At 75.0% G+C, this 22,889-nt stretch carries 22 protein-coding genes; 8 read left to right on the forward strand and 14 right to left on the reverse strand.

Annotated features, from left to right (window positions below; genetic code table 11):
• Positions 1-2 precede the first annotated feature (2 nt).
• Genes ACZ6Q9_RS18385 through ACZ6Q9_RS18400 form a run of 4 tightly spaced genes read right to left on the reverse strand, consistent with a single transcriptional unit; the run spans position 3 to position 4,733 of the window.
• Positions 3-1,583, reverse strand: coding sequence for a bifunctional uroporphyrinogen-III C-methyltransferase/uroporphyrinogen-III synthase (locus ACZ6Q9_RS18385; protein WP_396829084.1), 1,581 nt, complete (start codon positions 1,581-1,583; stop codon positions 3-5).
• Complete coding sequence (hemC, locus tag ACZ6Q9_RS18390; protein WP_396829085.1) at positions 1,580-2,575, reverse strand: hydroxymethylbilane synthase; 996 nt, start codon at positions 2,573-2,575, stop codon at positions 1,580-1,582. The genes ACZ6Q9_RS18385 and hemC overlap by 4 nt, the downstream gene beginning before the upstream one ends.
• A complete protein-coding gene (locus tag ACZ6Q9_RS18395; protein ID WP_393264814.1) occupies positions 2,572-3,966 on the reverse strand; it encodes a glutamyl-tRNA reductase in 1,395 nt (464 codons plus the stop codon). Before ACZ6Q9_RS18395 ends, hemC begins: the two co-directional genes overlap by 4 nt.
• Positions 3,963-4,733, reverse strand: coding sequence for a redox-sensing transcriptional repressor Rex (locus tag ACZ6Q9_RS18400; protein ID WP_393264812.1), 771 nt, complete (start codon positions 4,731-4,733; stop codon positions 3,963-3,965). The genes ACZ6Q9_RS18395 and ACZ6Q9_RS18400 overlap by 4 nt, the downstream gene beginning before the upstream one ends.
• Before the next feature lie 466 nt (positions 4,734-5,199).
• On the opposite strand from ACZ6Q9_RS18400, the gene ACZ6Q9_RS18405 reads away from it, so the two are divergent.
• A complete protein-coding gene (locus ACZ6Q9_RS18405) occupies positions 5,200-6,501 on the forward strand; it encodes a sensor histidine kinase (protein WP_393457382.1) in 1,302 nt (433 codons plus the stop codon).
• Positions 6,502-6,526: 25 nt separating this feature from the next.
• Positions 6,527-7,180 carry a response regulator transcription factor gene (locus tag ACZ6Q9_RS18410; protein ID WP_350707040.1) on the forward strand — a complete coding sequence of 218 codons (654 nt, stop codon included), beginning with the start codon at positions 6,527-6,529 and terminating at the stop codon, positions 7,178-7,180.
• A gap of 9 nt (positions 7,181-7,189) precedes the next feature.
• Here ACZ6Q9_RS18410 and ACZ6Q9_RS18415 read toward each other — a convergent pair whose 3' ends face one another.
• The 3 genes from ACZ6Q9_RS18415 to ACZ6Q9_RS18425 are packed head-to-tail and all read right to left on the reverse strand — an operon-like array spanning position 7,190 to position 9,941.
• Complete coding sequence (locus tag ACZ6Q9_RS18415; RefSeq protein ID WP_393264807.1) at positions 7,190-7,840, reverse strand: HAD family hydrolase; 651 nt, start codon at positions 7,838-7,840, stop codon at positions 7,190-7,192.
• A gap of 60 nt (positions 7,841-7,900) precedes the next feature.
• Complete coding sequence (locus ACZ6Q9_RS18420) at positions 7,901-8,152, reverse strand: glutaredoxin family protein (RefSeq protein ID WP_350707036.1); 252 nt, start codon at positions 8,150-8,152, stop codon at positions 7,901-7,903.
• A complete protein-coding gene (locus ACZ6Q9_RS18425) occupies positions 8,145-9,941 on the reverse strand; it encodes an AMP-binding protein (protein WP_396829086.1) in 1,797 nt (598 codons plus the stop codon). The genes ACZ6Q9_RS18420 and ACZ6Q9_RS18425 overlap by 8 nt, the downstream gene beginning before the upstream one ends.
• Positions 9,942-10,502: 561 nt before the next feature.
• On the opposite strand from ACZ6Q9_RS18425, the gene ACZ6Q9_RS18430 reads away from it, so the two are divergent.
• The 3 genes from ACZ6Q9_RS18430 (at position 10,503) to ACZ6Q9_RS18440 (ending at position 13,619) form a co-directional block, all read left to right on the forward strand.
• Positions 10,503-11,459: an ECF subfamily RNA polymerase sigma factor, BldN family gene (locus ACZ6Q9_RS18430; RefSeq protein WP_393264802.1), complete on the forward strand. Its 957-nt coding sequence runs from the start codon at positions 10,503-10,505 to the stop codon at positions 11,457-11,459.
• Positions 11,460-11,747: 288 nt separating this feature from the next.
• On the forward strand, positions 11,748-12,623 hold the full coding sequence (locus ACZ6Q9_RS18435; RefSeq protein WP_393264800.1) for a DUF5667 domain-containing protein: 876 nt from the start codon (positions 11,748-11,750) through the stop codon (positions 12,621-12,623).
• Positions 12,624-12,743: 120 nt separating this feature from the next.
• Complete coding sequence (locus tag ACZ6Q9_RS18440; RefSeq protein ID WP_396829087.1) at positions 12,744-13,619, forward strand: HAD family hydrolase; 876 nt, start codon at positions 12,744-12,746, stop codon at positions 13,617-13,619.
• An 18-nt stretch (positions 13,620-13,637) separates the two neighbouring features.
• Here the strand turns inward: ACZ6Q9_RS18440 and ACZ6Q9_RS18445 are convergent, their stop codons facing one another.
• The 6 genes from ACZ6Q9_RS18445 to ACZ6Q9_RS18470 form a co-directional block, all read right to left on the reverse strand.
• Positions 13,638-14,519, reverse strand: coding sequence for a lysophospholipid acyltransferase family protein (locus ACZ6Q9_RS18445; protein ID WP_393265031.1), 882 nt, complete (start codon positions 14,517-14,519; stop codon positions 13,638-13,640).
• A gap of 257 nt (positions 14,520-14,776) precedes the next feature.
• A complete protein-coding gene (locus ACZ6Q9_RS18450) occupies positions 14,777-15,850 on the reverse strand; it encodes an NAD-dependent epimerase/dehydratase family protein (RefSeq protein ID WP_393264794.1) in 1,074 nt (357 codons plus the stop codon).
• Positions 15,851-15,970: 120 nt separating this feature from the next.
• A complete protein-coding gene (locus tag ACZ6Q9_RS18455) occupies positions 15,971-16,072 on the reverse strand; it encodes a 30S ribosomal protein bS22 (RefSeq protein ID WP_007465623.1) in 102 nt (33 codons plus the stop codon).
• 219 nt (positions 16,073-16,291) lie between these two features.
• Positions 16,292-16,501 (reverse strand): helix-turn-helix domain-containing protein, encoded by a 210-nt coding sequence (locus ACZ6Q9_RS18460; RefSeq protein WP_007465625.1) that lies wholly within the window; start codon positions 16,499-16,501, stop codon positions 16,292-16,294.
• A gap of 491 nt (positions 16,502-16,992) precedes the next feature.
• Positions 16,993-18,501, reverse strand: a complete 1,509-nt coding sequence (locus ACZ6Q9_RS18465; protein WP_396829088.1) for a hypothetical protein — start codon at positions 18,499-18,501, stop codon at positions 16,993-16,995.
• Positions 18,502-18,821: 320 nt separating this feature from the next.
• Positions 18,822-19,742: a proline dehydrogenase family protein gene (locus ACZ6Q9_RS18470; protein WP_393457364.1), complete on the reverse strand. Its 921-nt coding sequence runs from the start codon at positions 19,740-19,742 to the stop codon at positions 18,822-18,824.
• Positions 19,743-19,872: 130 nt separating this feature from the next.
• Here ACZ6Q9_RS18470 and ACZ6Q9_RS18475 point away from each other — a divergent pair, with 130 nt between their 5' ends.
• From ACZ6Q9_RS18475 to ACZ6Q9_RS18485, 3 genes are read left to right on the forward strand one after another with little or no spacing between them, the layout of a single operon-like run.
• On the forward strand, positions 19,873-20,145 hold the full coding sequence (locus ACZ6Q9_RS18475) for a hypothetical protein (RefSeq protein ID WP_393264787.1): 273 nt from the start codon (positions 19,873-19,875) through the stop codon (positions 20,143-20,145).
• 1 nt (position 20,146) lies between these two features.
• Positions 20,147-21,313, forward strand: a complete 1,167-nt coding sequence (locus tag ACZ6Q9_RS18480) for a glutathionylspermidine synthase family protein (protein ID WP_396829089.1) — start codon at positions 20,147-20,149, stop codon at positions 21,311-21,313.
• Between the two features lie 19 nt (positions 21,314-21,332).
• Complete coding sequence (locus ACZ6Q9_RS18485) at positions 21,333-21,905, forward strand: CGNR zinc finger domain-containing protein (RefSeq protein ID WP_393264782.1); 573 nt, start codon at positions 21,333-21,335, stop codon at positions 21,903-21,905.
• A gap of 145 nt (positions 21,906-22,050) precedes the next feature.
• On the opposite strand, the gene ACZ6Q9_RS18490 is transcribed toward ACZ6Q9_RS18485, so the two are convergent.
• A complete protein-coding gene (locus ACZ6Q9_RS18490) occupies positions 22,051-22,857 on the reverse strand; it encodes a sugar phosphate isomerase/epimerase family protein (protein WP_393457358.1) in 807 nt (268 codons plus the stop codon).
• Positions 22,858-22,889: the final 32 nt, after the last annotated feature.

Here is a 22,889-nt window from a genome sequence, read left to right on the forward strand (position 1 = left end):
GACTACCGGAACCTCAGGGCGGTCGGCCCCTGGACCTTCGAGCCGCGGCGCTGCTTCGCCGGCATGGCGGCGAGCTTCTCGCGCAGCTCGACGGCGTAGGCGGCGAGCGCCTCCACCAGGTCGGGGACCGAGGCGTGCGGCGGCTGGACGTCGACCCGCAGGCCGAACTCCGTCGCCGTCTCCGCCGTCTTGGGCCCGATCACCGCAACAACGGTACGGGCGTGCGGCTTCCCCGCGATGCCGACCAGGTTCCGCACCGTGGAGGACGAGGTGAAGAGCACCGCGTCGAAGCCACCGGACTTGATCGCGTCCCGGATCTCGGCGGGCGGCGGGGCGGCCCGGACCGTCCGGTACGCGGTCACGTCGTCGACCTCCCAGCCGCGCTCGGTGAGCCCGGCGGCGAGGGTCTCGGTGGCGATGTCGGCGCGCGGCAGCAGCACCCGGCCGACCGGGTCGAGGATCTCGTCGTGCGGCGAGAACTCGGCCAGCAGCCCCTCGGAGGACTGCTCCCCCGACGGGATCAGCTCGGGCTGGATGCCGAACGCGCGGACGGCGTCGGCGGTCGCCTCGCCGATGCAGGCGATCTTGACGCCGCCGAAGTGCCGGGCGTCGAGGCCGTGCTCGGCGAACTTCTCCCAGACGGCGCGGACCGCGTTGACCGAGGTGAAGATCACCCAGGCGTACCGGCCGTCGACGAGGCCCTTGACCGCCCGCTCCATCTGGGCCGGGGTCCGCGGCGGCTCGACCGCGATCGTCGGCACCTCGCAGGGAATGGCCCCGTACGCGCGCAGCCGCGCGCTCATCACGCCGGCCTGCTCCTTGGTGCGGGGCACGAGGACCTTCCAGCCGTACAGCGGCCGGTTCTCCCACCAGCTCAGCTTGTCCCGCTGGCCGACGCCCTCGCCGACGGTGAGCACGACCCGGCCGGTGAAGCCGAGCGCCGCCGCGACGAAGGAGTCCACGGTCGACGTGGTGGTGTACTGCGTCTCGCCGGTGCCGTCCCCGGTCACCCCGACGCCGGTGGTGCCGTCCACCCCGGCGGCGAGCAGCCCGTCCCGGATCGCGGCGAGGTCGCCGGCGTCCACGGCCAGGGCCAGGGAGCCCCGGCCGACGGCCGCGGCGAGGGCGTCGAAGTCCAGCGTGCTGACGTCCTCGACGTCGGCCGCCGTGCGTACGCCGGGCAGCGGCACGCCCGCGTAGGTCGCCACGCCCTCCGCCTGGCCGACGCCCGGGACCACCTCGAAGTGCGCGGCGGTACGCGCCACCGCCTGCACCTCCCGGACCACCGACTCGTGGCCGAACGGGTCGCCGGCGACCAGGTGCACCGCGTTCAGCCCGGACCGGGCCGCCGAGATCAGCACCTTCGCCACGTCGCCCGGCGCGCCCTCGGCCGGGGTGAACTGGGCGTCGGACTTGGCCTGGGCACGGACGGCGTCGAGCAGCGACTCGGGGACTCCCCGGTCGTACACCACCTGGTCGGCGTCGACCAGGGCGTCGTGCGCCCGGCGGGTCAGCAGGCCCGGGTCGCCGGGACCGGCCCCGACGAACGCGATGCGGCCTACGGGCTTACGGGTGCGGGTCATTCTGTGCTCCCAAATTGCTGGGTCCCCGGGCCGGCGTGTCCTTCTTGGCCGAGGATCGAGTCGGCGCCGAGGTCGAGGAGTTCGGCGGCGAGTGCCTTGCCGATCTCCGCCGCGTCGGCGGGCGTTCCGGTGCGGGACAGCCGGAGGTCTCGCGAGCCGTCCGGGCTGATCACCGCCCCGCGCAGGTAGATCTCCTGGACAACATCGCCCTCGGCACCCGAGCCGGTTGGCTCGCCTTCGGCGACGACGGCGTAGGCGGCGACCGGAGCGGAGCATCCGGCCTCCAGGGTGGCCAACAGCGCCCGCTCCGCGACGACCGCGGCGCGGGACGGTGCGTGGTCGAGCACGGCGAGCAACTCGACCATGTCCGGGTCGTCGATCCGGCACTCCACCGCCAGCGCACCCTGGGCGGGCGCGGGCAGCATCAGCATCGGGTCGAGCGTCTCGGTGATCACCTCGGTCCGCCCCAGCCGGGCCAGCCCGGCCCGGGCCAGGACGACGGCGTCCAGGTCGGCCTCCGGGCCGAGCACCCGGGCGAGGCGGGTGTCGACGTTGCCCCGGATCGAGGCGACCTCCAGCTGCATCCCGAGAGCGTGCAGTTGGGCGATGCGGCGCAGCGCGCCGGTGCCGACGGTCGCGCCGGGCGGCAGCTCGGCGAGCGTCCGACCGTCGCGGGCGACCAGCGCGTCCCGCGGGTCCTGCCGGATCGGCACCGCCGCGATGTGCAGCCCGGCCGCCGTGGCGGTGGGCAGGTCCTTGTAGGAGTGCACCGCGAAGTCGATGGTGCCGGCGGTCAGCGCGTCGCGCAGGGCGGAGACGAAGACGCCGACGCCGAGCCGGTGCACCGGCGCGGAGGACCGGTCGCCGGCGGTGACCACCTCGACCAGCTCGACCGGGTGGCCGGTGGCGGCGGTCAGGGCCTCGGCGACGTGGCCGGACTGGGCCATCGCCAGTTTGCTGCCCCGGGTACCGAGGCGCAGGGGCGTGCTCATCGCTCACCTCCGGTGGGCGGGACGTCGGCCGGGCCGGCCGACGACGGGAAGTCGGCGAGGCCGAACGGCGGTACGACGTCGCTGTCCACGACGTCGGGAACGGTGTCGACCGGCGACGTCTGCGGCACCTGGAGGTCGAACAGCTCGCGCAGCAGGGCCGCGTACTGGTCGCCGCCGGGCTCCGCGGCGAGCTGGCGGACCCGCACGGTGGGCTGGTGCAGCAGACGCTGGACCACCCGGTGCACCGTACGGGCCACCTCGGCGCGCTGGTCGTCGGTGAGGTCCGGGCGGCGCTGGGCGAGCCGGCGCAGCTCGGCGGTGACCACGTCGTCGGCGCGGCCACGCAGGGCGGCCACGGTCGGCGCCACGTCGGCCCCGCGCAGCCAGGTGAGGAAGGCGTCGACCTCGCCGGCCACGATCCGCTCGACGGCGGCGGCGTCGGCGGCGGCCGGCCCGTCGGCGAGCAGCGCCGCCATCCGGTCGATGTCGATCACCTCGACGCCGGGCAGCTCGGCGACGCCGGCCGCCACGTCGCGCGGCACCGCCAGGTCGAGCAGGACCAGCGGCCCCCGCCCGGGGTCGCGCCCGGCGAGCGCCCGGGTGACCACCTCGCGGGTGAGGACCGCTTCCGTGGCCGCGGTGGCGGCCACTACGATGTCCACTGTGGAGAGCGCGGTGGTGAGTTCCGTCATCGGCGTCGCGCTGGCCCCGTACGCCTCGGCCAGCCGGACGGCCCGGTCGGCGCCGCGGTTGGTCACGGCGAGCGGCCCGGCACCCAGCCGGGACAGCGTGGCCACGCCCAGCGAGCCCATGGCGCCCGCCCCGACCACCAGCGCCGGGCGGCCGGCCAGGTCGCTGCCGAGGTGCTCGGCGGCCAGTTCCAGCGCGGCGGTGACCACGCTCTGACCAGCCCGGTCGATGCCGGTCTCGGCGTGGGCGCGCTTGCCGACCCGCAGCGCCTGCTGCATCAGCTCGTGCAGCAGCCGCCCGGCGGTGTCGGCCCCGGTCGCCGAGTGGTACGCGTCGCGCAGCTGGCCGAGGATCTGCGCCTCGCCCACGACCATCGAGTCCAGCCCGGCGGCGACCCGGAAGACGTGGTCCACCGCGGCGGCGTCGAAGTGCACGTAGAGGTGGTTGGCGAGCCCGGCCGGCTGGCACCCGGCCTGCTCGGCCAGCACGGCGCAGATGTCGCCGAGGCCGCCGTGGAATCCGGACACGGCGGCGTAGACCTCCACCCGGTTGCAGGTGGAGACGAGCACGGCCTCGGTCACGTACGGCTGCGCGACCAGGCGGTCCAGGGTGCGGGTGAGATCGGCGGGGGCGACCGCGAGCTGCTCCAGCGTGGCGACGGGAGCGGTGCGGTAGGACGCACCGACGACGAGCAGTTTCACGTGCCGATCGCCTCCTGCGGGTCGGTGGCCGCGAGCCCGCCGGGCAGGGCGGTGAGGGCGGACCCGCCGGTGGCGGGAAGCGCGGTCAGCGATGCCTTGCGGTGCTCGTGGAAGGACAGGATCTGCAGCTCTATCGCCAAATCGACCTTGCGCACGTCGACCCCCTCCGGAACCGAGAGTACGCATGGAGCGAAGTTCAGGATGCTCGTCACGCCGACGGCCACGAGCTGGTCGGCGACCGCCTGGGCGGCCGGCGCCGGGGTGGCGATCACGCCGATGGCGATGGACTCCTCGACCGCGACCCGGGGCAGCTCGTCGATGTGCCGGACGACCAGCCCGTTGATCTCCTCGCCGACGCGTCCGGGGTCGGCGTCGAAGAGCGCGGCGATCCGGAAGCCGCGGCTGGCGAAGCCGTCGTAGCCGGCCAGGGCGTGACCGAGATTACCCACGCCGACCAGGGCGACCGCGCGGCGCTGGGTGAGCCCGAGCACGAACTCGATCTGGTCGACCAGCAGCGCCACGTCGTAGCCGACGCCCCGGGTGCCGTACGAGCCGAGGTGCGAGAGGTCCTTGCGGAGCTTCGCGGAGTTAACCCCCGCGGCGCTGGCCAGCCCCTCGCTGGACACGGTCTCGTGACCGCTTTCGGCCAGGTTGTGCAGGGCACGGAGGTATTCGGGGAGCCGCGCGACGGTCGCCTCGGGCAGGTCCGGGAGCGCCGGTACGGCACCGGCGCGGCCGGGCGCGCCAGGGTGACGGTGCTGACTCATGAGACTCCGTGCGGTGCGATCCTCGGCCAGCTCCAGCGGCCGGCCGTTTCGGGACTCCCGCTGGCGACCGAGATTGCCGGCTGTGCTAGCAGGGCGCGTCGGAACTACAGAGTAGGCGCTTGTGAAGGCGTGCACAAATCGCGATCTTGACAGCTCGCGACGCGGCTCCACCTGGCCCTCCATCCCGCAAGATCGATACAGCGGCCTCCGCCGGCGCCGCTCGGCGATTATTGCTCAATTACGACTTCTCTGACCAATCGCGCGAGCGCGGCTCGCCGCCGATCACGTCACGCCGGGGCCGGCGGGGCCCGACCGCCGGCCCCGGGGCCCACCGCCGGTCGGACCTCGGGGGCGCCCATCGCGGGCGGCGGGCGCCGCCCGGACCGTCGCGGTAGGGACAGCCCTACGCCGGAGAGGCCGGCCGGCGGGATGGGTCGGGCACCCCCGCGCTGCCTAGCCTCGTGGTATGACCGCCGTACCCGTCGCCGCCGGCCCGCCCGTGCCGGCGCCGACCATCTCCCGTCAGCTCCTCCTGGACTCCGGCTACGTGCTGCTCGGCCTCCCCCTGGCCCTGGCCAGCTTCGTGGTCCTGCTGGTCGGCCTCGCGGCCGGCCTCGGGCTGGTGGTGACGGTGATCGGCCTGCCCGTCCTCAGCGGCACCCTGTACGCCGCCCGGGGGCTGGCCGACATCGAGCGGCTCCGCCTCCCCGCCGTGCTGCACCAGTCCCGGATCCGCCCGCAGTACCGGCTCCCCGAGCCCGGGGCCAGCGCCTGGCGGCGGATCTTCGTACCCATGGGGGACGCGCAGTCCTGGCTCGACCTGGCGCACGGCATCCTCAAGCTGGTCGTGGCCGTCGCCACCTTCGTGGTCACGCTGGTCTGGTGGGCCGGCGCCGTCGCCGGATCGCTCTACTGGGCGTACGACTGGACGCTGCCGCACGGCGACCCGGAGGACGTCGGCCTCCCCCAACTCCTCGGCCTGGGCGACTCGACCGTCGCCCGGATCGGGCTGCACACCGCGATCGGGCTGTTCTTCCTGATCACCCTGCCGATCGTGGCCCGCGGCTGCGCGCTGCTCCAGGCGAGCTTCGGCCGGGCCATGCTCACCGGCGTGGCGGAGATGCGCAACCGGATCACCGTGCTGGAGGAGCAGAAGCGGGCCGCCGTGTCCGCCGAGGCGAGCGCGCTGCGCCGGCTGGAGCGGGACATCCACGACGGCCCGCAGCAGCGCCTGGTCCGGCTCGCCATGGACCTCAGCCGGGCCCGCCAGCAGCTCGCCTCCGACCCCGACGCCGCGGCGCGGACCCTGGACGAGGCGGTCACCCAGACCCGGGAGACGCTCGCCGAGCTGCGCGCCCTGTCCCGGGGCATCGCGCCGCCGATCCTGGTCGACCGGGGCCTGCCCAGCGCCCTGGCGGCGCTGGCCGGGCGCGGCCTGATCCCGATCGAGCTGCGGGTGGACCCGGAGCTGGGCAGCCCCGCCGGCCGGCTCGACCCGGCGGTGGAGAGCACGGCGTACTTCGTCGTGGCCGAGGCGCTGACCAACGTCGCCAAGCACAGCCGGGCGACCGAGTGCCACGTCACCGTGGGCCGGCGCGACGGCCGGCTGGAGGTGGGCGTCGGCGACGACGGCCAGGGCGGCGCCCACCTGGCCAAGGGGCACGGGCTGGTCGGCATCGCCGACCGGGTGCGCGCCGCCGGTGGCCGGCTGGACGTGGTCAGCCCCGCCGGCGGGCCCACCGAAATCCGCGCGGAACTCCCGCTGTGACCCCGACGTGGTAGACAACTCAACCATGCGGATCGTGATCGCGGATGACGCCGTGCTGCTCCGGGAAGGGCTGGTCCGGCTGGTCAGCGAGCGGGGGCACGAGGTGGTGGCCGCCGTCGCCGACGGCGAGGCGCTGGTGGCGGCGGTCGTCACGCACCGGCCGGACGTGTCGATCGTCGACGTCCGGATGCCGCCCTCGCACACCGACGAGGGGCTGCGCGCGGCGGTGGAGGCCCGGCGGCTGGTGCCCCGCACCCCGATCCTGGTCCTCTCCCAGTACGTCGAGGTGTCGTACGCCGACGACCTGCTCGCCACGACCGGCGGCGGCGGGGGCGGGATCGGCTACCTGCTCAAGGACCGGGTGGCCGCGATCGACGAGTTCCTCGACGCCCTGGACCGGGTGGCCGCCGGCGGGACGGTGCTCGACCCCGAGGTGGTCGGCCAGCTCTTCGCCCGGCGCCGCCGCGACGACCCGCTGCGCGAGCTCACCCCGCGCGAACGCGAGGTGCTCGCCCTGATGGCCGAGGGCCGCTCGAACACGGCGATCGCGCGCACCCTGGTGGTCACCGACGGCGCCGTCGAGAAGCACGTCCGGAACATCTTCACGAAGCTCCAGCTCCCGCCCGACACGGAGCAGCACCGCCGGGTCCTGGCCGTCCTCGCCTACCTGCGCAACTGACCCCGCCGGTCAGGGCAGGGCGGCCGCCAGGGCCACGGCCTCGGTGAGGGTGTCGGCGACCGGATGGCCGGAGGCGCGCAGGCGGGCCGGGTCGGTGAACCCGCCGGTGTAGAGCACGGCGCGACCGCCCACCGACAGGGCGGCGTCGGCGTCGTCGACGGAGTCCCCGATCAGCACCACGTCCCGGCCGGCCACGCCCAGCTCGGCCAGGTGGTTGCGGAGCGACTCGGCCTTGCGGTCGCCGCCGACGGTGGCCCGCAGCCCGTCCACCCGGACGAAGTGCCCGCTGAGCCCGTACGTCCGCACCGTCGGCACCAGCTCCTCGTGGAACCACATCGAGAGCAGGGACTGGTTGCCCCGCCACGCCGCCATCGCGACCGTGGCGTCGTGCGCCAGCTCACAGGTGGTCAGCCCGGTCCGGTACGCGTCGTGGAAGATCCGGTCCAGCCGGCCGAACTCGTCGTCGTCGACCGCCTGGCCGAGCACGTCGGCGTAGTAGTCGGCGATCGGCCGGCGGAACCTGACCCGGTGCTCGTCGGCGGTGACCGCGGGCCCGCCGACGCTGGCGAAGGCGACGTTGGTGGAGGCGACCACCAGGTGGAGGTCGTTGAGCAGGGTGCCGTTCCAGTCCCAGACCAGGTGGCGGTGCGCAGGGGTCATCGCAGCACCATAAACCGGCGTCACCGACCCGCCCTGGCCGGCCCGGCGGTCCCGGCGGCGCTACAACTGCGGGGTCGTCAGGTCCCGCAGCAGCCGCTCCTCCTCCACCCGCCAGTAGCCGTGCTCCTTGCCGTCGAGCAGCACCACCGGCAGGCGGTCGCCGTACTCGCGTTCCAGCTCGATGTCGTCGGTGACGTCCTTCTCGGTCCACCGGTCCCCGGTGACCGCCACCACCCGGTCCAGCGCCGCCTTCGCGTCCTCGCAGAGGTGGCAGCCGGGCCGGGTGATCAGGGTGAGTCGGGGCTCACGCATCGGTCTCCTCCGTGGTGCTGGTGCCGGCCGGGGCCGGCGGACGGTTCTCCGGCGACGCCGCCGGCGACGGCACCGGTGCCGCCGGGGACGACGCCGGCCGGAGCAGGGTCTTGCGTACCTTGCCGATCACCGAGTGCGGCAGCTCGTCGACGAACTCGACGGCGGTCGGGCACTTGAACCGGGCCAGGTTGCGGGCGCAGTGGGCGAGCAACTCCTCGCCCGTGACCGGGCCCCCCGGCGCCGGCACCACGTACGCCCGGACAGTCTCGCCGGTCCGCGGGTGCGGCACACCCAGTACCGCCGACTCGGCCACGCCGGGATGGGCGGAGAGCACCAGCTCGACCTCGCGCGGGTACACGTTGAACCCGTTGACCAGGATCAGCTCGCCGACCCGGTCGACCAGGAAGAGGTCGCCGTCGGAGTCGGCGTACCCGACGTCGCCGGTGGCCCACCAGCCGTCGGCGTCCGGCCCGCCCCGGCCGTCCGGCCAGTACCCGGAGAAGAGGTTCGCCCCGCGCACCACGATCTGGCCCGGGTCCGTGCCCGGCGCGGCGTCGGAGAGGTCCAGCTCGTCGGCGTCCTCGTCCGGCTCGGCCGCGCCGTCGCGCCACAGGTCGGCCCCGTCCGTCCCGACCAGGCGCAACTCGACGCCGGGCAGCGGGCGGCCGATCGAGCCGGCCTTCGGCTCGCCGCCGACGAGGGTGGAGGTGAGCACCGGCGCGGTCTCGGTCAGGCCGTACCCGACGTGCACCGGACGGCCGGCGACCTCGGCGAAGCGGGCCGCGACGGCCGGCTCCAGCGGCGCCGCGCCGCAGACCACGAGCCGCGCCGACGCCATGGCCGCGGCGACCGCGCCGGCGTCCGCCGTGGACCAGGCGGCCACCATCGACGGTACGCCGACCAGCACGCCGACCCGGTGGCGGGCGATCTCGGCCAGCCCGGCGTCGGGGCCGAGGTCGTCGACCAGCACCCCGGTCGCGCCATGGTGGACGACCGCGCCCAGCCCCGAGTTCAGCCCGTACGCGTGGAACAGCGGCAGCGCGAGCAGCACGGTGTCGCCCGGGCCGACGACCGGCGGGTCGATGCGGTCCACCTGCTCGTGGTTGGCCGCCAGCGCCCGGTGCGTGAGCATCGCGCCCTTCGGCCGCCCCTCGGTGCCGGAGGTGTAGAGCAGCACCGCCAGGTCGTCGCCGCCCCGGTGGGGGAACGGACCCCCGCCGTCCGTCATCGGCGGGGCGCCGTGCACGGCGGTGAGCGCGGGCAGCTCCCCGGCGACGTCGGCGACGAGGTCGCGCACCCGCTCCGTGCCGATCAGGACCGAGGCGCCGGAATCGGCCAGCACGTGCCGCAGCTCGGGGGCGGTGAGGCCGGGGTTGACCGGCACCGCCACCAGCCCGGCGCGCAGCGCGCCCAGGTAGCCGACCACGAAGTCCGGCGAGTTGCCGAGCGCGATGGCGACCCGGGGCGGGTGCCGGTCGACGGCGGCGGACGGGCCCGCCGCCGCCCCGGCGGGCGGGGTCCCGGTCGGTGCCGCCCCGGCGGGCGGGGCCTCGGTCGGCGCCGTCCCGGCGGGCGGATCCCCGGCCAGGTCCGCCAGGGCCCGGGCGGCGGCGGTCACCGAGGCGTCCAGTTCGGACCAGGTCAGGGTCCGCTCGCGCCAGTGCAGCGCGGGTCGGTCGCCGTGGGCGGCGGCCGCCCGGCGGACCCGGTCGGCGAGGTTCGACGCGATGCTGTCGGATGCGTCCTGCACGGTGGCTGAGTCTGGCACAGCGCCGGGGTCTCGGGCCATGCCCGCGACGGCCCGGGCCGCGCCCGAGGGACCGTCGGACGCGCCGCCGCCGCGGCGAGTCCCGCCGACAGGACGCCCCGGGGCGCGCGGACGAGACGGATCCGGTCCCGTGCACGGGACACGCCGGCGTGCCGTACACCCGGGACGCTCCTGAGTCGACCTTCGCGTCGCCCGCCCGCCCCGCGCCGGCCGGCGTGCCCGCTGAGCTGGAAATCCCTTCGGGATCACGCGGCAATCCGAATGTCAACCGCACGCGACGGACAACCGGTCCGCCATTTGTGCGACGCGGCGGGAAATACTTCCGCCCTGTGTAACGGACTTGCCACGCGCGGGTGACGTTGGCCCTATCATCACTCGGGTCGGCTCACCCCATTTGCCGTGAGTCGACACCCCTCAGCCCGAGGAGGCCCCCGTGCCTGTGAGCGCATTGGACCAGCACCTCAAGGGGATCTGCCGCCCGTCGGCACGCCCCGAGCCAGCCCTGCCCGACCGCCCGGGTGGCGGCGCGACGGCGACGCGCCGACCAGCGCGGCCCGTGGCCGGCGGGACGGAGGCGGCGCGGTGACGACCTTCGGTTACGCGGAACGGCCGCTCGGCCTGACCAACCCGGCGACCCGCGCCCCGCTCAACGAGCGACCCGCCACCCGGGGCCCGCTGGACGACACGGGCAGCCTCGCGCTCCGCGGCGAGGGCACGTCGAGCCGGATCCGCCACCGGCCGCACCACAACGAACCGCCACCGCGTCCCGCGACACCGGGGGGCAACGCCAAGCCGGCCGGCGGCCGGGTGGTCGCGCCGGCCCGGCCCACCATGCCGGCGCAGGGCCGCCGCACGACGGAACCGTCGACGGCGTCCGAGCAGTCGGCCGCGGAGACGGCCGTGATCCCGGCGGTGCCGGCGACCGCCGCCCCCGCCGCCTCGACGGGCTTCCCCAGCCGACCGGACCCGTCCGACCCGGCGACCGAGGTCTGGGCCCTGGTCGAACGCGCCCAGGCGGGCGAGTCCGAGGCGTTCGGGCTGATCTACGACCGGTACGTCGACACGGTGTTCCGGTTCGTCTACTTCCGGGTCGGCAACCGCCAGCTCGCGGAGGACCTCACCTCCGACACCTTCCTGCGCGCCCTCAAACGGATCGGCAGCTTCACCTGGCAGGGCCGGGACCTCGGCGCGTGGCTGGTCACCATCGCCCGCAACCTGGTGGCCGACCACTTCAAGTCCGGCCGCTACCGGCTGGAGGTGACCACCGGCGACGTGCTGGACGCCGATCGCGAGGACCGGGGCCCGGAGGGCAGCCCGGAGGCGGCGGTCGTCGAGCACATCACCAACGTGGCCCTGCTCAGCGCCGTCAAGCAGCTCAACCCCGAGCAGCAGGAGTGCATCGTGCTCCGCTTCCTGCAGGGGTTCTCCGTGGCCGAGACGGCCCGCGCGATGGGCAAGAACGAGGGCGCGATCAAGGCGTTGCAGTACCGCGCGGTACGGGCGCTGGCGCGGCTGCTGCCGGACGGCTTCCAGCCGTAGTCCCGGCGACGGGACCGACGGGCGTCGATCCTCGTTCGCCCAGCTCACCACCCTCCCCGCGCCGTGACGGCAATCACTTTCCGTGATTTCGCACCCGGCGGGCCCGTAACCCATGCCCGGTGCGGACCGTTTCTCCGGGTGCGACCGGTGGTAGCCCCGGCATCCCCCCGGGTTCCGAGGTCCGGCAGCGTGGCCGGCCACGACGTTCGTCCGTGGTGTCACGCCGTCACCGGTCGCTGGCGACGACAGCGGCCGACCGGCCGTGACCAGCGAGAGGAGGTGCCTGCGGTGGACAGCGACCTCTTCTCCCGTCGGCGCGCGGAGCGCTTCGCGCAGCTTCTCGACGAGGCCAACGGCGGCCGGCGGCACCACGTCCGTTCCCGCGCCGACGACCAGCTCGCCGCGCTCGTCGCCGTCGGGCAGCGGCTCGGCGCCGCCCCGCCGGCCGTCGAGGTGGACCCGGAGTTCCGCACCGGGCTGCGCGCCATGCTGCTGGCCACGGCCGAACGCGAGGGCATCGGCGCCCCGGCGACCGCCGCCGCGCCGGAGCCGGGTGCCGCCGACACCGGTCGCAGCCGCCTGCTGCCTGCCGTCACCGCCCGCCGGGCCCGTGCCCGCGGTGCCATCCTGGTCGGCGTCGCGGCCGGCGCGGTCGCCCTCTCCGGCATCTCCGCCGCGAGCGAGAACGCGGTCCCCGGTGACGCGCTGTACGGCATGAAGCGCTCGACGGAACGGGCCCAGCTCGCGCTGGCCAGCTCGGACATCAGCCGAGGTCAGCTCTTCCTGGACTTCGCCCGCACCCGGCTGGCCGAGGCCGCCGCGCTGCACGGGGACCGGGACGGCTACAGCGCCGTGCTGGACGACATGGACGCGGGCACCCGCCAGGGCGTACGCCTGCTGACCACCGCCGCGGTGCAGCGCTCCGACCTGGCGGCGCTGGACGCGGTCAACTCCTTCCTCACCGGGCAGCGGCGGGCGGTCGGGGATCTCCTCGACGCCGGCACCCGGGCCGACCGGGACCGGACCCGCCGCTCGCTGGCCCTGCTGGACGCGGTCCGCAAGCGCTCCGACGCGCTCCGCGCGGCGATCTCCTGCGGCCTGCCCGCCCCCGTCGGCAGCGACTCCCTCGGCCCGGCCCCCGCCACCTGCCCCGGCGGTCGCTGACCTGCCCGGCGCGCCGTCCACGCCACAGTTCACCCGCCGGGCGGCCGTCGGCAACCGTCGCCCGGCTACCCTCGACCAGTGGCAGGCGCACGCCGCGCCCGGTCAGCAGAGGGAGGTCGCGTGGCCCGCAGCCGCAAGGTGACGGTCAGCACCGACGTCCACGGTCACACCGCCGGCTGGGCGGAGACCGACCTGGCACCCCTCGCTCCGCCGCAGCCGGATCCGACCGCGGCGGCCTTCTTCGACGTCGACAACACGATGATGCAGGGCGCGTCGATCTACTGGTTCGCCCGGGGCCTCGCCGCGCGCAAGTACTTCACCACGACCGACCTGGCCCGGTTCGCGTGGCAGCAGCTTCGCTTCCGGCTGCTCGCCACCGAGCACGCCGGGGACATGTCGCAGGCCAAGGAGGCCGCCCTCGCGTTCGTCGAGGGCTGGCGGGTGGAGGACGTGGAGCGCCTCGCCGAGGAGATCTTCGACGAGCTGATGGCCCCCCGGATCTGGGGCGGCACCCGCCAGCTGGCCCAGCGGCACCTGGACGCCGGCGAACGGGTCTGGCTGGTCAGCGCCGCGCCCGTGGAGATCGGCCGGGTGATCGCCGCCCGGCTGGGCCTGACCGGCGCGATCGGCACGGTCGCCGAGGTGGTCGACGGGGCGTACACGGGCCGGCTGGTCGGCGACCTGATGCACGGCCCGGCGAAGGCCGAGGCGGTCACCCAGCTCGCCGCGGTGGAGGGGCTGGACCTGGCCCGCTGCACCGCCTACAGCGACTCCTGCAACGACCTGCCGATGCTCTCCACCGTGGGTCGGGGGGTGGCGGTGAACCCCGACGCCGCCCTGCTCAGGGAGGCCCGGCAGCGCGGCTGGCAGGTACGCGACTTCCGCACCGGCCGGCGCGCCGTGAAGATCGTGGTGCCGTCCACCGCCGCCGCCGGGTTGCTGGCCGGGGCGGTCACTGCCGGTATGGCCCTGCACCGGCGCCGCCGCAACGGCTGACGTCGCCGGCCGCCCGCGTCACGGGCCGAACGGGTCCGGCCGGCGTTCGAGCAGCTTGTGCAGGGTCTGCTGGATCGTCTCCCGCACCTGGTCGGCCAGGTTGAACACCACGAGCGGGTCGTCGGCGGAGTCCGTCAGGTGCGCGGTGGGGATCGGCGGGCAGAACTCGATCAGCCACTTGCTCGGCAGCGGCACCATGCCCAGCGGCCCCAGCCACGGGAAGGTCGGGGTGACCGGGAAGTAGGGCAGCTTGAGCAGCCGCGCCAGGGGCTTGATGTCGGCGAGCATCGGATAGATCTCCTCGCCGCCGACGATGGCGACCGGCACGATCGGGGTGCCGGTGCGCAGCGCCGCCGAGACAAACCCGCCCCGGCCGAAGCGTTGCAGCTTGTAGCGCTCGGCGTAGAGCTTGCCGATGCCCTTGAAGCCCTCCGGGAAGACGCCGACCAGCTCGCCGTTGCCGAGCAGCCGCTCCGCGTCCGGGTTGCAGGCGACCGTCCCGCCCGTCTTGCGGGCGAGCTCGGAGACGACCGGCATCCGGAAGACCAGGTCCGCGCCGAGCAGCCGCAGGTAGCGGTGGGCCGGGTGCTGGTCGTGCAGGGCGGCCGAAAGGATCAGCGCGTCCAGCGCCACGGTGCCGGAGTGGTTGCCGACGACCAGGCCGGCGCCCTCGGCGGGCACGTGCTCCAGGCCGGTGACCTCGGTGCGGAACCAGTCCCGGTAGAGCACCCGCAGCAGCGGGTGGAAGACCGCCTCGGTGATCTCCGGATCGAAGCCGAACTCGTCGACCTCGTAGTCGCCGGAGAGTCGGCGGCGCAGGAACGCAAGCCCCTTGGCGACCCGGCGGTCCCAGTGGTCGCCCGGTCGGTCCGGCACCGCCGGCCCGGTCGTCGCCGGCACGTCCCCGGCCCCGCCCGGCAGGTCGGCCTCCGTCGCGGCCGGCTCGCCGGGCTCGTCCGTGGCGCCCGTCGCGGCCGGCTCGCCAGGCTCGTCCCTGCTGCCAGCGGTGGCCGCTACCGGCTCGTCGGTGGCGGCGGTGTCCGGCTCGTCGGCCGTGGCGGCCCGGCGGTGCCCGTTCGCCCGCGCCGGCTCCGCGCCCGGCTCGGCGACGGTCAGCGGTACGTCGTAGCGGCCGTCGCGCCGCTCCTCCGACGCGCTCACGAGCGCTCCCGCACGGCGGCCCGGACCTGCCGGATCCCCTCCAGCACGAGGTGCTCCGCGACCGCCAACTGGTCCCGGGTCACCACGACCCCACCGTGGTGGGCGCGGATGAAGTCGTCGAACGCGGCGGCGGTGGTGCGGGGCGTGAAGCCGTACTCCCGCTCCAGGCGGGTGGTGTCGACGACCCGGCCGTGCACGAAGAGGTCGACCTGGTCCAGGCCGTAGCGGCCGAAGCCGAGGTTGCGGGCGAACGCGACGGCCCCGGAGAGGCCGGGCTCCAGCACCGGCACGGCGACCCGGCCCGCCCGGCGGATCGCCTGGGAGAGGGAGAGCACCCCGGGACCGGCCACGTTGTACGTCCCCGGATGGTCCTCGACGATCGACCGGTGCAGCACCTCCAACGCGTCGTCGAAGTGCAGGAACTGCAGCCGGGGGTCGCGGCCGAAAACGGTGGGCACGACCGGCTGGGAGAAGTAGCGGGTGAGGGTGGTGTCGGCGGTCGAGCCGATGAACGGCGCGAAGCGCAGCACCGTGGCGGTGACGTCGGGCCGGCGGCGGCGGAAGCCGCGGACATACCCCTCGATGTCGAGGATGTCGCGGCCGAAGCCGCCGCGCGGCACCTCGCGCGGCTCGGTCTCCTCGGTGAAGACGGCCGGATCGCGGAACGACGCCCCGTACGCGGCCGTCGAGGAGCGGACCACGAGCTTGCGCAGCCGGGGCGCCCGCTGGCAGGCGGCGAGGAGCTGCATCGTGCCGATGACGTTCTGCTCCTTCATCGCCGCGCGACCGCCGTGCTGCTGGTCCGGGGCGGTGACGAGGGCGAGGTGGACCACGGCGTCGACGTCGAGGTCGGCGAGGAGACCGCCGAGCGAGCCGGCGTCGACGCGGACGCGCTCGACACGGTCGAGCAGGTCGGTGAACTCGGCGGCCGGCTCCGACGGATCCACGCCGATGACCCGCTCGATGCGCGGGTCGGCGGCGAGCCGGGCGGCGACGTGCGCGCCGAGGTACCGGCTGACCCCGGTCACGACGACGACCCCCGGGGCACCTGGGGTGCCACCGGGGGTCATGTCGCGCACCTCCCCCGGCAGGCGGGATCGAGCCGGGACATCCACGGCCTGATCACCTGAGCCTCCGAGGGTCGACAGTTGGCAAGTGACGACGGGTGCCGGGCAGCGGCCCGGCCCCGGTCACTTGCCGAGACGGCGACGCTGGACGCGGGTCTTGCGCAGCAGCTTGCGGTGCTTCTTCTTAGCCATGCGCTTGCGGCGCTTCTTGACCACCGAGCCCATACGACAGCCTTTCGATGCAACATGCGGGGCGACCGGATGACACCACCATCGGGTGCCGTCGACGACCGCGTGCGGACAGCGGACCGGGCCAGCGGGACATGCGGCGGGGCGCATCTGCGGTCACGGTCGGGGTCCAGGGTAGCGGGAGAGCGTCAGCAGGACCAACGCGCCCCCGTCGATGCCCGTTACGTCGCACTCGACGGGTGGCCCGCGGGCGGCTCAGGCGGTCTCCTGAAAGGCACCCCGCAGGTATTCGTGCACCGCGTGTTCGGGAACCCGGAACGACCGGCCGACCCGGACCGCGGTGAGCTCACCGCTGTGCACCAGGCGGTAGACCGTCATCTTCGACACCCGCATGACCGTCGCCACCTCGGCGACGGTCAGGAACTTGACCTCCGACAGCCGACCGTCGGACTGCGACCCGGCCATGGCTCACCGACCCATCCCATGCCCGGCGCGTGCCACCGGACGGGATCCTCCCCGCCCGGACCGGCGACGCGCGTGTTACCAGTACGGTAGCGGGGCGGCTGTGACCGGCGCGATCCCTTCGTACAACTGATCATGGTTCGGGGGGCCGGTCCACCCGACCGGCTACGTCGTTGTCGAACCTGTTGCGCCCGGCGTCCGGTCGGCCCTCGTTCCGCCCGCGGCGCGACCACCGGGAGCCGAGCGCCACCCGCCACGCCTCGCCGCGCTCACGAGCCGCCCCCGTCGCGCGGAAGGCGCCCGGTGGTTCCGGCGGCGCCACCGGAACCACCGGGCGGGTGCCCCGGGCCGCTTCCGGACGCGGACCGGGGCTCCGCGCTGGGAGCGGCACCAGTGTGTCAGGTCGGCCGGCACCGCCCGACAGCGGTCGATCATGAACGCCCCCGACCGCCCCTGGGCTGCGCCACCCAGGCGACGCCCACACGACGTGTCGCTCAGGCGGCCACGGCCCGGACGTACGCGACGCACTCGTCGTGCAGGGCGCTCCACGGCTCGCCGAAGGTCGCCTCGGCCGCGTCGGCCACCGGGCGGCGCTCGTGCACCACCGCCGCGAAGAAGGCCAGCAGCCGCTCCGGGCCGAACCGGTCGACCAGGTGCCGGACGGCCAGGTAGGAGATGCCGTAGCTGCCGCTGACCCGCTCGGCCGGCGCGTCGTCGGCCGGGTTGAGGCCGTCGAGCCGGCCGTCCCAGCCACCGGTCAGCCGCCGTACCTCGGCCAGTCCCTCGTACCGGTCGACCGGCTGGCCGTCGGCGCCGGCGTGCTCGGCCAGCCCCTCGACCAGCCACCAGATGCCCTTGCCCGGGTAGCCCCGCTCGGGCAGCGAGGCGGCGTGGGTCAACTCGTGCCGGAGGAGGTCGTCCACCCCGCTGGACACCAGCCCGTCGGCGTTGAGCACCACCTCGTGGTGGCCGCCGCCGACGGTGACCGCGTACCCGCCGGTCCACTTCGGCCGGCCCCCGCCGTACCAGCGCTGCCACTCCGCGCGGCCCGCGTAGAAGACCCGGTACCGGTCGGGTGGCCGGCCGGCGACGACGTACGTGTCGGCGACCGTGGCGGCCGCCTCGGCCTGGGCGAGCAGGCCGGGCAGTTGCCGGCGCAGGGCGGGGGTCGTGGCCACCAGGGTGCGCGGGCCGACGGCGACGGCCAGCTCGCTGACCTCCCAGGGCCGGGTGCCGGTCTCCGCCGATCGGGACGGCTCCACGGCGAGCAGCCGGGGCCGGTCCCCCGCCCGCCAGCGGGTGCCGGTCAGCACCCGGCTGGTGCGGCAGTCCGGCACGACGAAGCAGTACCGGAACTCGACCGGCAACCGCCACTCGCCGGGCCGGCCCTCGACCGGGGTGGGCAGGCCGGTCGCCTCGGCCTGCCAGGCGGTCACCCGCAGCGCCCGCAGCGCGGCGTACCGGCGGCGTAGGTCCGGGTGCGCGACGGGTTCCGCGACGGCCAGGAACGCGGCCCGGTCCCCGGCGAGCAGCGCGGCCGACTGCCGCGCCAGCTCCGCCGTCATCCGCTCGCCGAGCTGGCGGGCGGCCCGCTCGGCGGGGTCGTCGGCCCGGGTGCCGGAGGCCCCCGGCATCGGCCTGGCGTCGTCGCGCACGAGGCCGGCCAGCAACGCCGTGGGCGGGCCGCAGGTGACCATCACCACGACCGCCGCGAGCGCCGCCCAGAGCGGCCACAGCCGCCGCGACGCCCGCTCCGCCGGCACCGCGACGGGATCGGGCTCGGCCGACGCCGTGGGCACGGTCGGCAGGCCCGGCCCGGCGGGCGCGGGCGACGTGGCCGGCCCGGCGGGCACGGGCGACGTGGCCGGCCCGGCGGGCGCGACAGGGGTGCCCGGCGTGGGCGGCTCGGTGGGCGTGGACGATGCCGCGGGCGGTGTCGTCGCGGTGGCCTGCGCGTCGTCCGTCGCCGGCCGACCGTCGGCCTCGGGCTGCCCGTCAGTCACCCGGCGAAGGGTACGACCATCCGGTCGCCCCGGCGACCACCGACCCGGCCCGACGCCGCACCCGGGCGGGTCGCGCCGGCACCGGTGGCGGCGGGCCCGCCGGGGCGGCTCAGGCAGGGCGGCCCGACCGCCGGAGCAGGGCGACGGTGAGCGCCCAGACGACGACCAGCGCGACGCCGACCAGCGGCCGTCCGAGCAGGGCGTACATCGGGGGACGAGGGTCTCCGCCGGCCCGTACTGGGACCGTTGGGGGGTGACGGTGGTCGATCCGGACGGCTACCGCCTGGTGCGCAGCACCCGGGGCTGGTCGAACGGCTGAGTCACTTCCTGCTGAGCACGGCCCGGCCGAAGAAGACCAGGTTGGACGGGCGCTCGGCGAGGCGGCGCATCAGGTAGCCGTACCACTGGTCGCCGTAGGGCACGTAGGTGCGCACGGTGTAGCCCTCGCCGACCAGCCGGGCCTGTTCCTCCGGCCGGATGCCGTACAGCATCTGGAACTCGAACCGCTCGGGGCCACGGTCGAACCAGCGGGCCCGGTCCTCGCCGATGGCGATCAGGCGCGGGTCGTGGGTGGCCAGCATCGGGTAACCGTCGCCGGACATCAGGATGTTCATGCAGCGCACGTACGACTTGTCCACCTCGCGGGCGGACTGGTAGGCCACCGACTCCGGCTCCTTGTACGCGCCCTTGCACAGCCGCACCCGGGACCCGGCCGTGGCCAGCTCGCGGCAGTCCGACTCGGTCCGCCGCAGGTACGCCTGGAGCACCGCCCCGGTGGCCGGGAAGTCCTTGCGCAGCTTGGCCAGGATGTCCAGGGTCGAGTCGGTGGTGGTGTGGTCCTCCATGTCCACGGTGACCGTGGCGCCCACCTCGTCGGCCGCCAGGCAGATCGCCCGCGCGTTGTCGTACGCCAGCTGCTCGTCGAACGCCTGCCCCAGCGCGGAGAGCTTGATGCTCACCTCGGCGGCCGGGGTCAGCCCCGCGCCCGAGAGCCGCGCCAACAGCCGCAGGTATTCGTCCCGGGTGGCGTTGGCCTGCTCGGGGGTGACGGTGTCCTCGCCGAGGTGGTCGAGGGAGACCGCGAGACCGTCGTCGACGAGTTCGCGGGTCGCGCGCAACGCGTCGTCGGTCTTGGCGCCGGCCACGAACCGGCGGACGAGGTCCCGGGTGACCGGGGCCGCCGCGACGAGCCGCTCGACCTGGGATGACCGGGAGGCGGCGAGGATGACGGAACGGAGCATGGACCGAGCGTAACGCCCGGCGACGCCTGCGCGCCGGGCGGCGGCGACAGTGCCCCCGCCCAGGTCCCAACCGCATCACAGGCGCCGCCCGGGGCGGACGGCGCTGGTGTCCATCGGTTACAACCATGACGTGGAACATCGCCCCCGCCGCCGGCTCCGGTCGGCCTCCGTGCAGCTCGGCGCGCTCACCGCCCTGGCGCTCGCCCTCTCCGCCTGCAACACGACCTCCGACGACGACGATGACGACGACTGCGCCCTCGGGCCTGTCGGCGGCGGCGGCACCGTGGCCGTCGCGCTGCGGGTGCCCGAGGTCGCCGCCGGCGGCACCGCGCCGGAACCGGTCACCGCGGCCGTCCCCGACCGGGGCGGCTTCGGCACCCACCTCGCCGCCTGCGGCGGCTGACGTGCGCCGGGAGTCCGCCACCCCCCGCCCCGGCTGGGACGCGACCATCCGCGCACAGGGCCTGGTGTACGTCGACACGGAGCTGCCCGACGGCGGGATCATGTCGTACTGGGACGAGACCGCCGCGTACGCCTTCGAGCTGGACGAGGTGCTGCGGCTGGAGGAGGCGACGGAGGAGCTGCACCGGATGTCGGTGGCCGCCGCCGAACACGTCGTCGCGCGCCGCCGCCACGCCGAGTTCGGCATCCCGGACTGGGCGGCCGAGGCCGTGGCCCGGTCGCTGCGCGAGTCGCCGCCGACCCTCTACGGGCGCTTCGACCTCTGGTACGACGGCAGCTGGCCCCCCAAGCTGCTGGAGTACAACGCCGACACCCCCACCGCCCTGGTCGAGGCGAGCATCGTCCAGTGGTACTGGCTGGAACACACCCGGCCGGAGCTGGACCAGTGGAACAGCCTGCACGAGCGCCTCGTCGGCGCCTGGGCGAAGATCGGCGCCGGCCTGCACGACCGGCGGGTGCACGTGGTCTGGTCGAACGAGGAGGAGTCCGGCGAGGACCAGATGACCGCCGGCTACCTCGCCGAGACCGCCCGGCAGGCCGGGCTGGACGTCGTGTTCCAGCCCGTCCAGGAGATCGGCTGGGACGGGCGGCGCTTCGTCGACGCGGCGGACCAGCCGGTCACCACCTGCTTCAAGCTCTATCCCTGGGAGTGGATGCTCGCCGAGCCGTACGGGTCGCTGGCGCTGCGGCCGGGCACCCCGACCACCTGGATCGAGCCGGCGTGGAAGCTGCTGCTGTCGAACAAGGCGCTGCTCGCCGTGCTCTGGGAGCTGTACCCCGGCCACGAGCTGCTGCTGCCGGCGTACCTCGACTCGCCGCGCGGCATGTCCGAGTACGTCGCCAAGCCGCTGCTCGGCCGGGAGGGCGGCTCGGTGCGGATCGTCACCGACGCCGGGGAGATCACCAATCCGGGGATCTACGGCGACGAGGGCTTCTGCTACCAGGAGTTCCGCGCGCTGCCGGAGTTCGAGGGCAACCGGATGGTGCTGGGCAGCTGGGTGGTCGACGGCGAGTCGGCCGGTGCGGGGGTGCGGGAGAGCGCGAGCCTCATCACCGACGGCTACGCGCGGTTCCTGCCGCACTACATCGACGCACCACGCGGCTCCTGAGTCGTCTACCGTTGTGGGCGTGAACTTCGACGCGTACGCCCGGACCGGCGTTGACCTCGTCAACGCCCGCCTGGACGACCTCGACGACCTGCGGGCCCTCTTCCCCGACGACAACGCGTGGATGCGTGACGAGGTGGCGGAGCGGGACCTCGCGACCTTCCGTCGGGCGCAGAAGCGCCTGCGCGACGTCTTCGAGTACGGCACCTCCGGGCGGGACGCCCACGCGGTGGCCGAGCTCAACGCCCTGCTGGAGGCGTTCCCGGTGCAGCCCCGCATCTCCGGGCACGACTCCAGCGACTGGCACATGCACGTGACCAGCCGGGGCGCCTCGGTGAGCGCCGAATACCTGGCCGGCGCGGTCTGGGGCCTCTCGGTCTGGCTCTGCGAGTACGGCAGCGCCCGGTTCGGGGTCTGCGCCGACGAACGCTGCGGCAACGTCTACCTGGACACCTCGTCCAACTGCTGCCGGCGGTTCTGCTCGGAGCGCTGCGCCACCCGCTCGCACGTGGCCGCGCACCGGGCCCGCAAGCGCGCCGCGGTGGGCGAGCAGGCCGGCGCCGCCAGCAAGGAATCCCTCACCACGGTCGCCTGACGCCCGGCCCGGGTCGGCCACCGGCCCGGGCCGGAGCTGTCGACCGGCACCCTGGACCGGCTCGCGGCGCGGCCCGCCGCGCCCGGTCTCCCGCCGCGGCCCCGCCCGACCCGCGTGGTGCGGTGCCGCGTCGAGGGTAGGCGCGTCAGGCGTCGACGGGGGACGGGGTGCCGAGGTGCTGGCGGGCGAACTCCAGCGCCTCGCGCAGGTCGGCCTCCCGCACCGCGCGGCTCTTCGCGCCCCGGGTGGTGACCTCCACGGCGACCGAGCCGGTGAACCCTCGCCCGGCGAGCGAGGAGAGCAGCTCGGCGCAGGGCTGGGTGCCGCGCCCGGGCACGAGGTGCTCGTCGCGCCCCTCGCCGGTGCCGTCGCCGAGGTGGACGTGCGCCAGGCCGGCGCCCATCCGGTCGGCCATCGCCATCGAGTCGGTGTGCGAGGCGGCGCAGTGCGACAGGTCGAGCGTGTAGGAGGGGTAGCCGGTCTCGGTCGGGTCCCAGCCCGGGACGTACGGGACGAACTGCCGGCCGGCCATCCGGACCGGGTACATGTTCTCCACCGGGAAGTGCAGGCCTGGGAACTCGCCGGCGATCCTGGCCAGCCCGTCGGCGAAGTTGCGCGCGTAGTCGCGCTGCCAGGTGAACGGCGGGTGGACCACCACGGTGGGCGCGCCGAGCGTCGCCGCCATCTCCGCGGACCGGCGCAGCCGCTCCCACGGGTCCGGGCTCCACACCCGCTGGGTGACCAGCAGGCAGGGCGCGTGGACGGAGAGCACCGGGACGCCGTAGTGCTCGGCGAGCCCGCGCAGCGCGCCGACGTCCTGACTGACGGCGTCCGTCCAGACCATCACCTCGACGCCGTCGTAGCCGAGCGCCGCGGCCAGCTGGAACGCCGCCGCGGTCCGCTCAGGGAAGACCGAGGAACTGGACAGGAGCACGGGGACGCGGGAAGTCACACCATCGAGGGTAGCGGGGGTCGATTGACACC

The organism is Micromonospora sp. NPDC049139 (assembly GCF_055586845.1).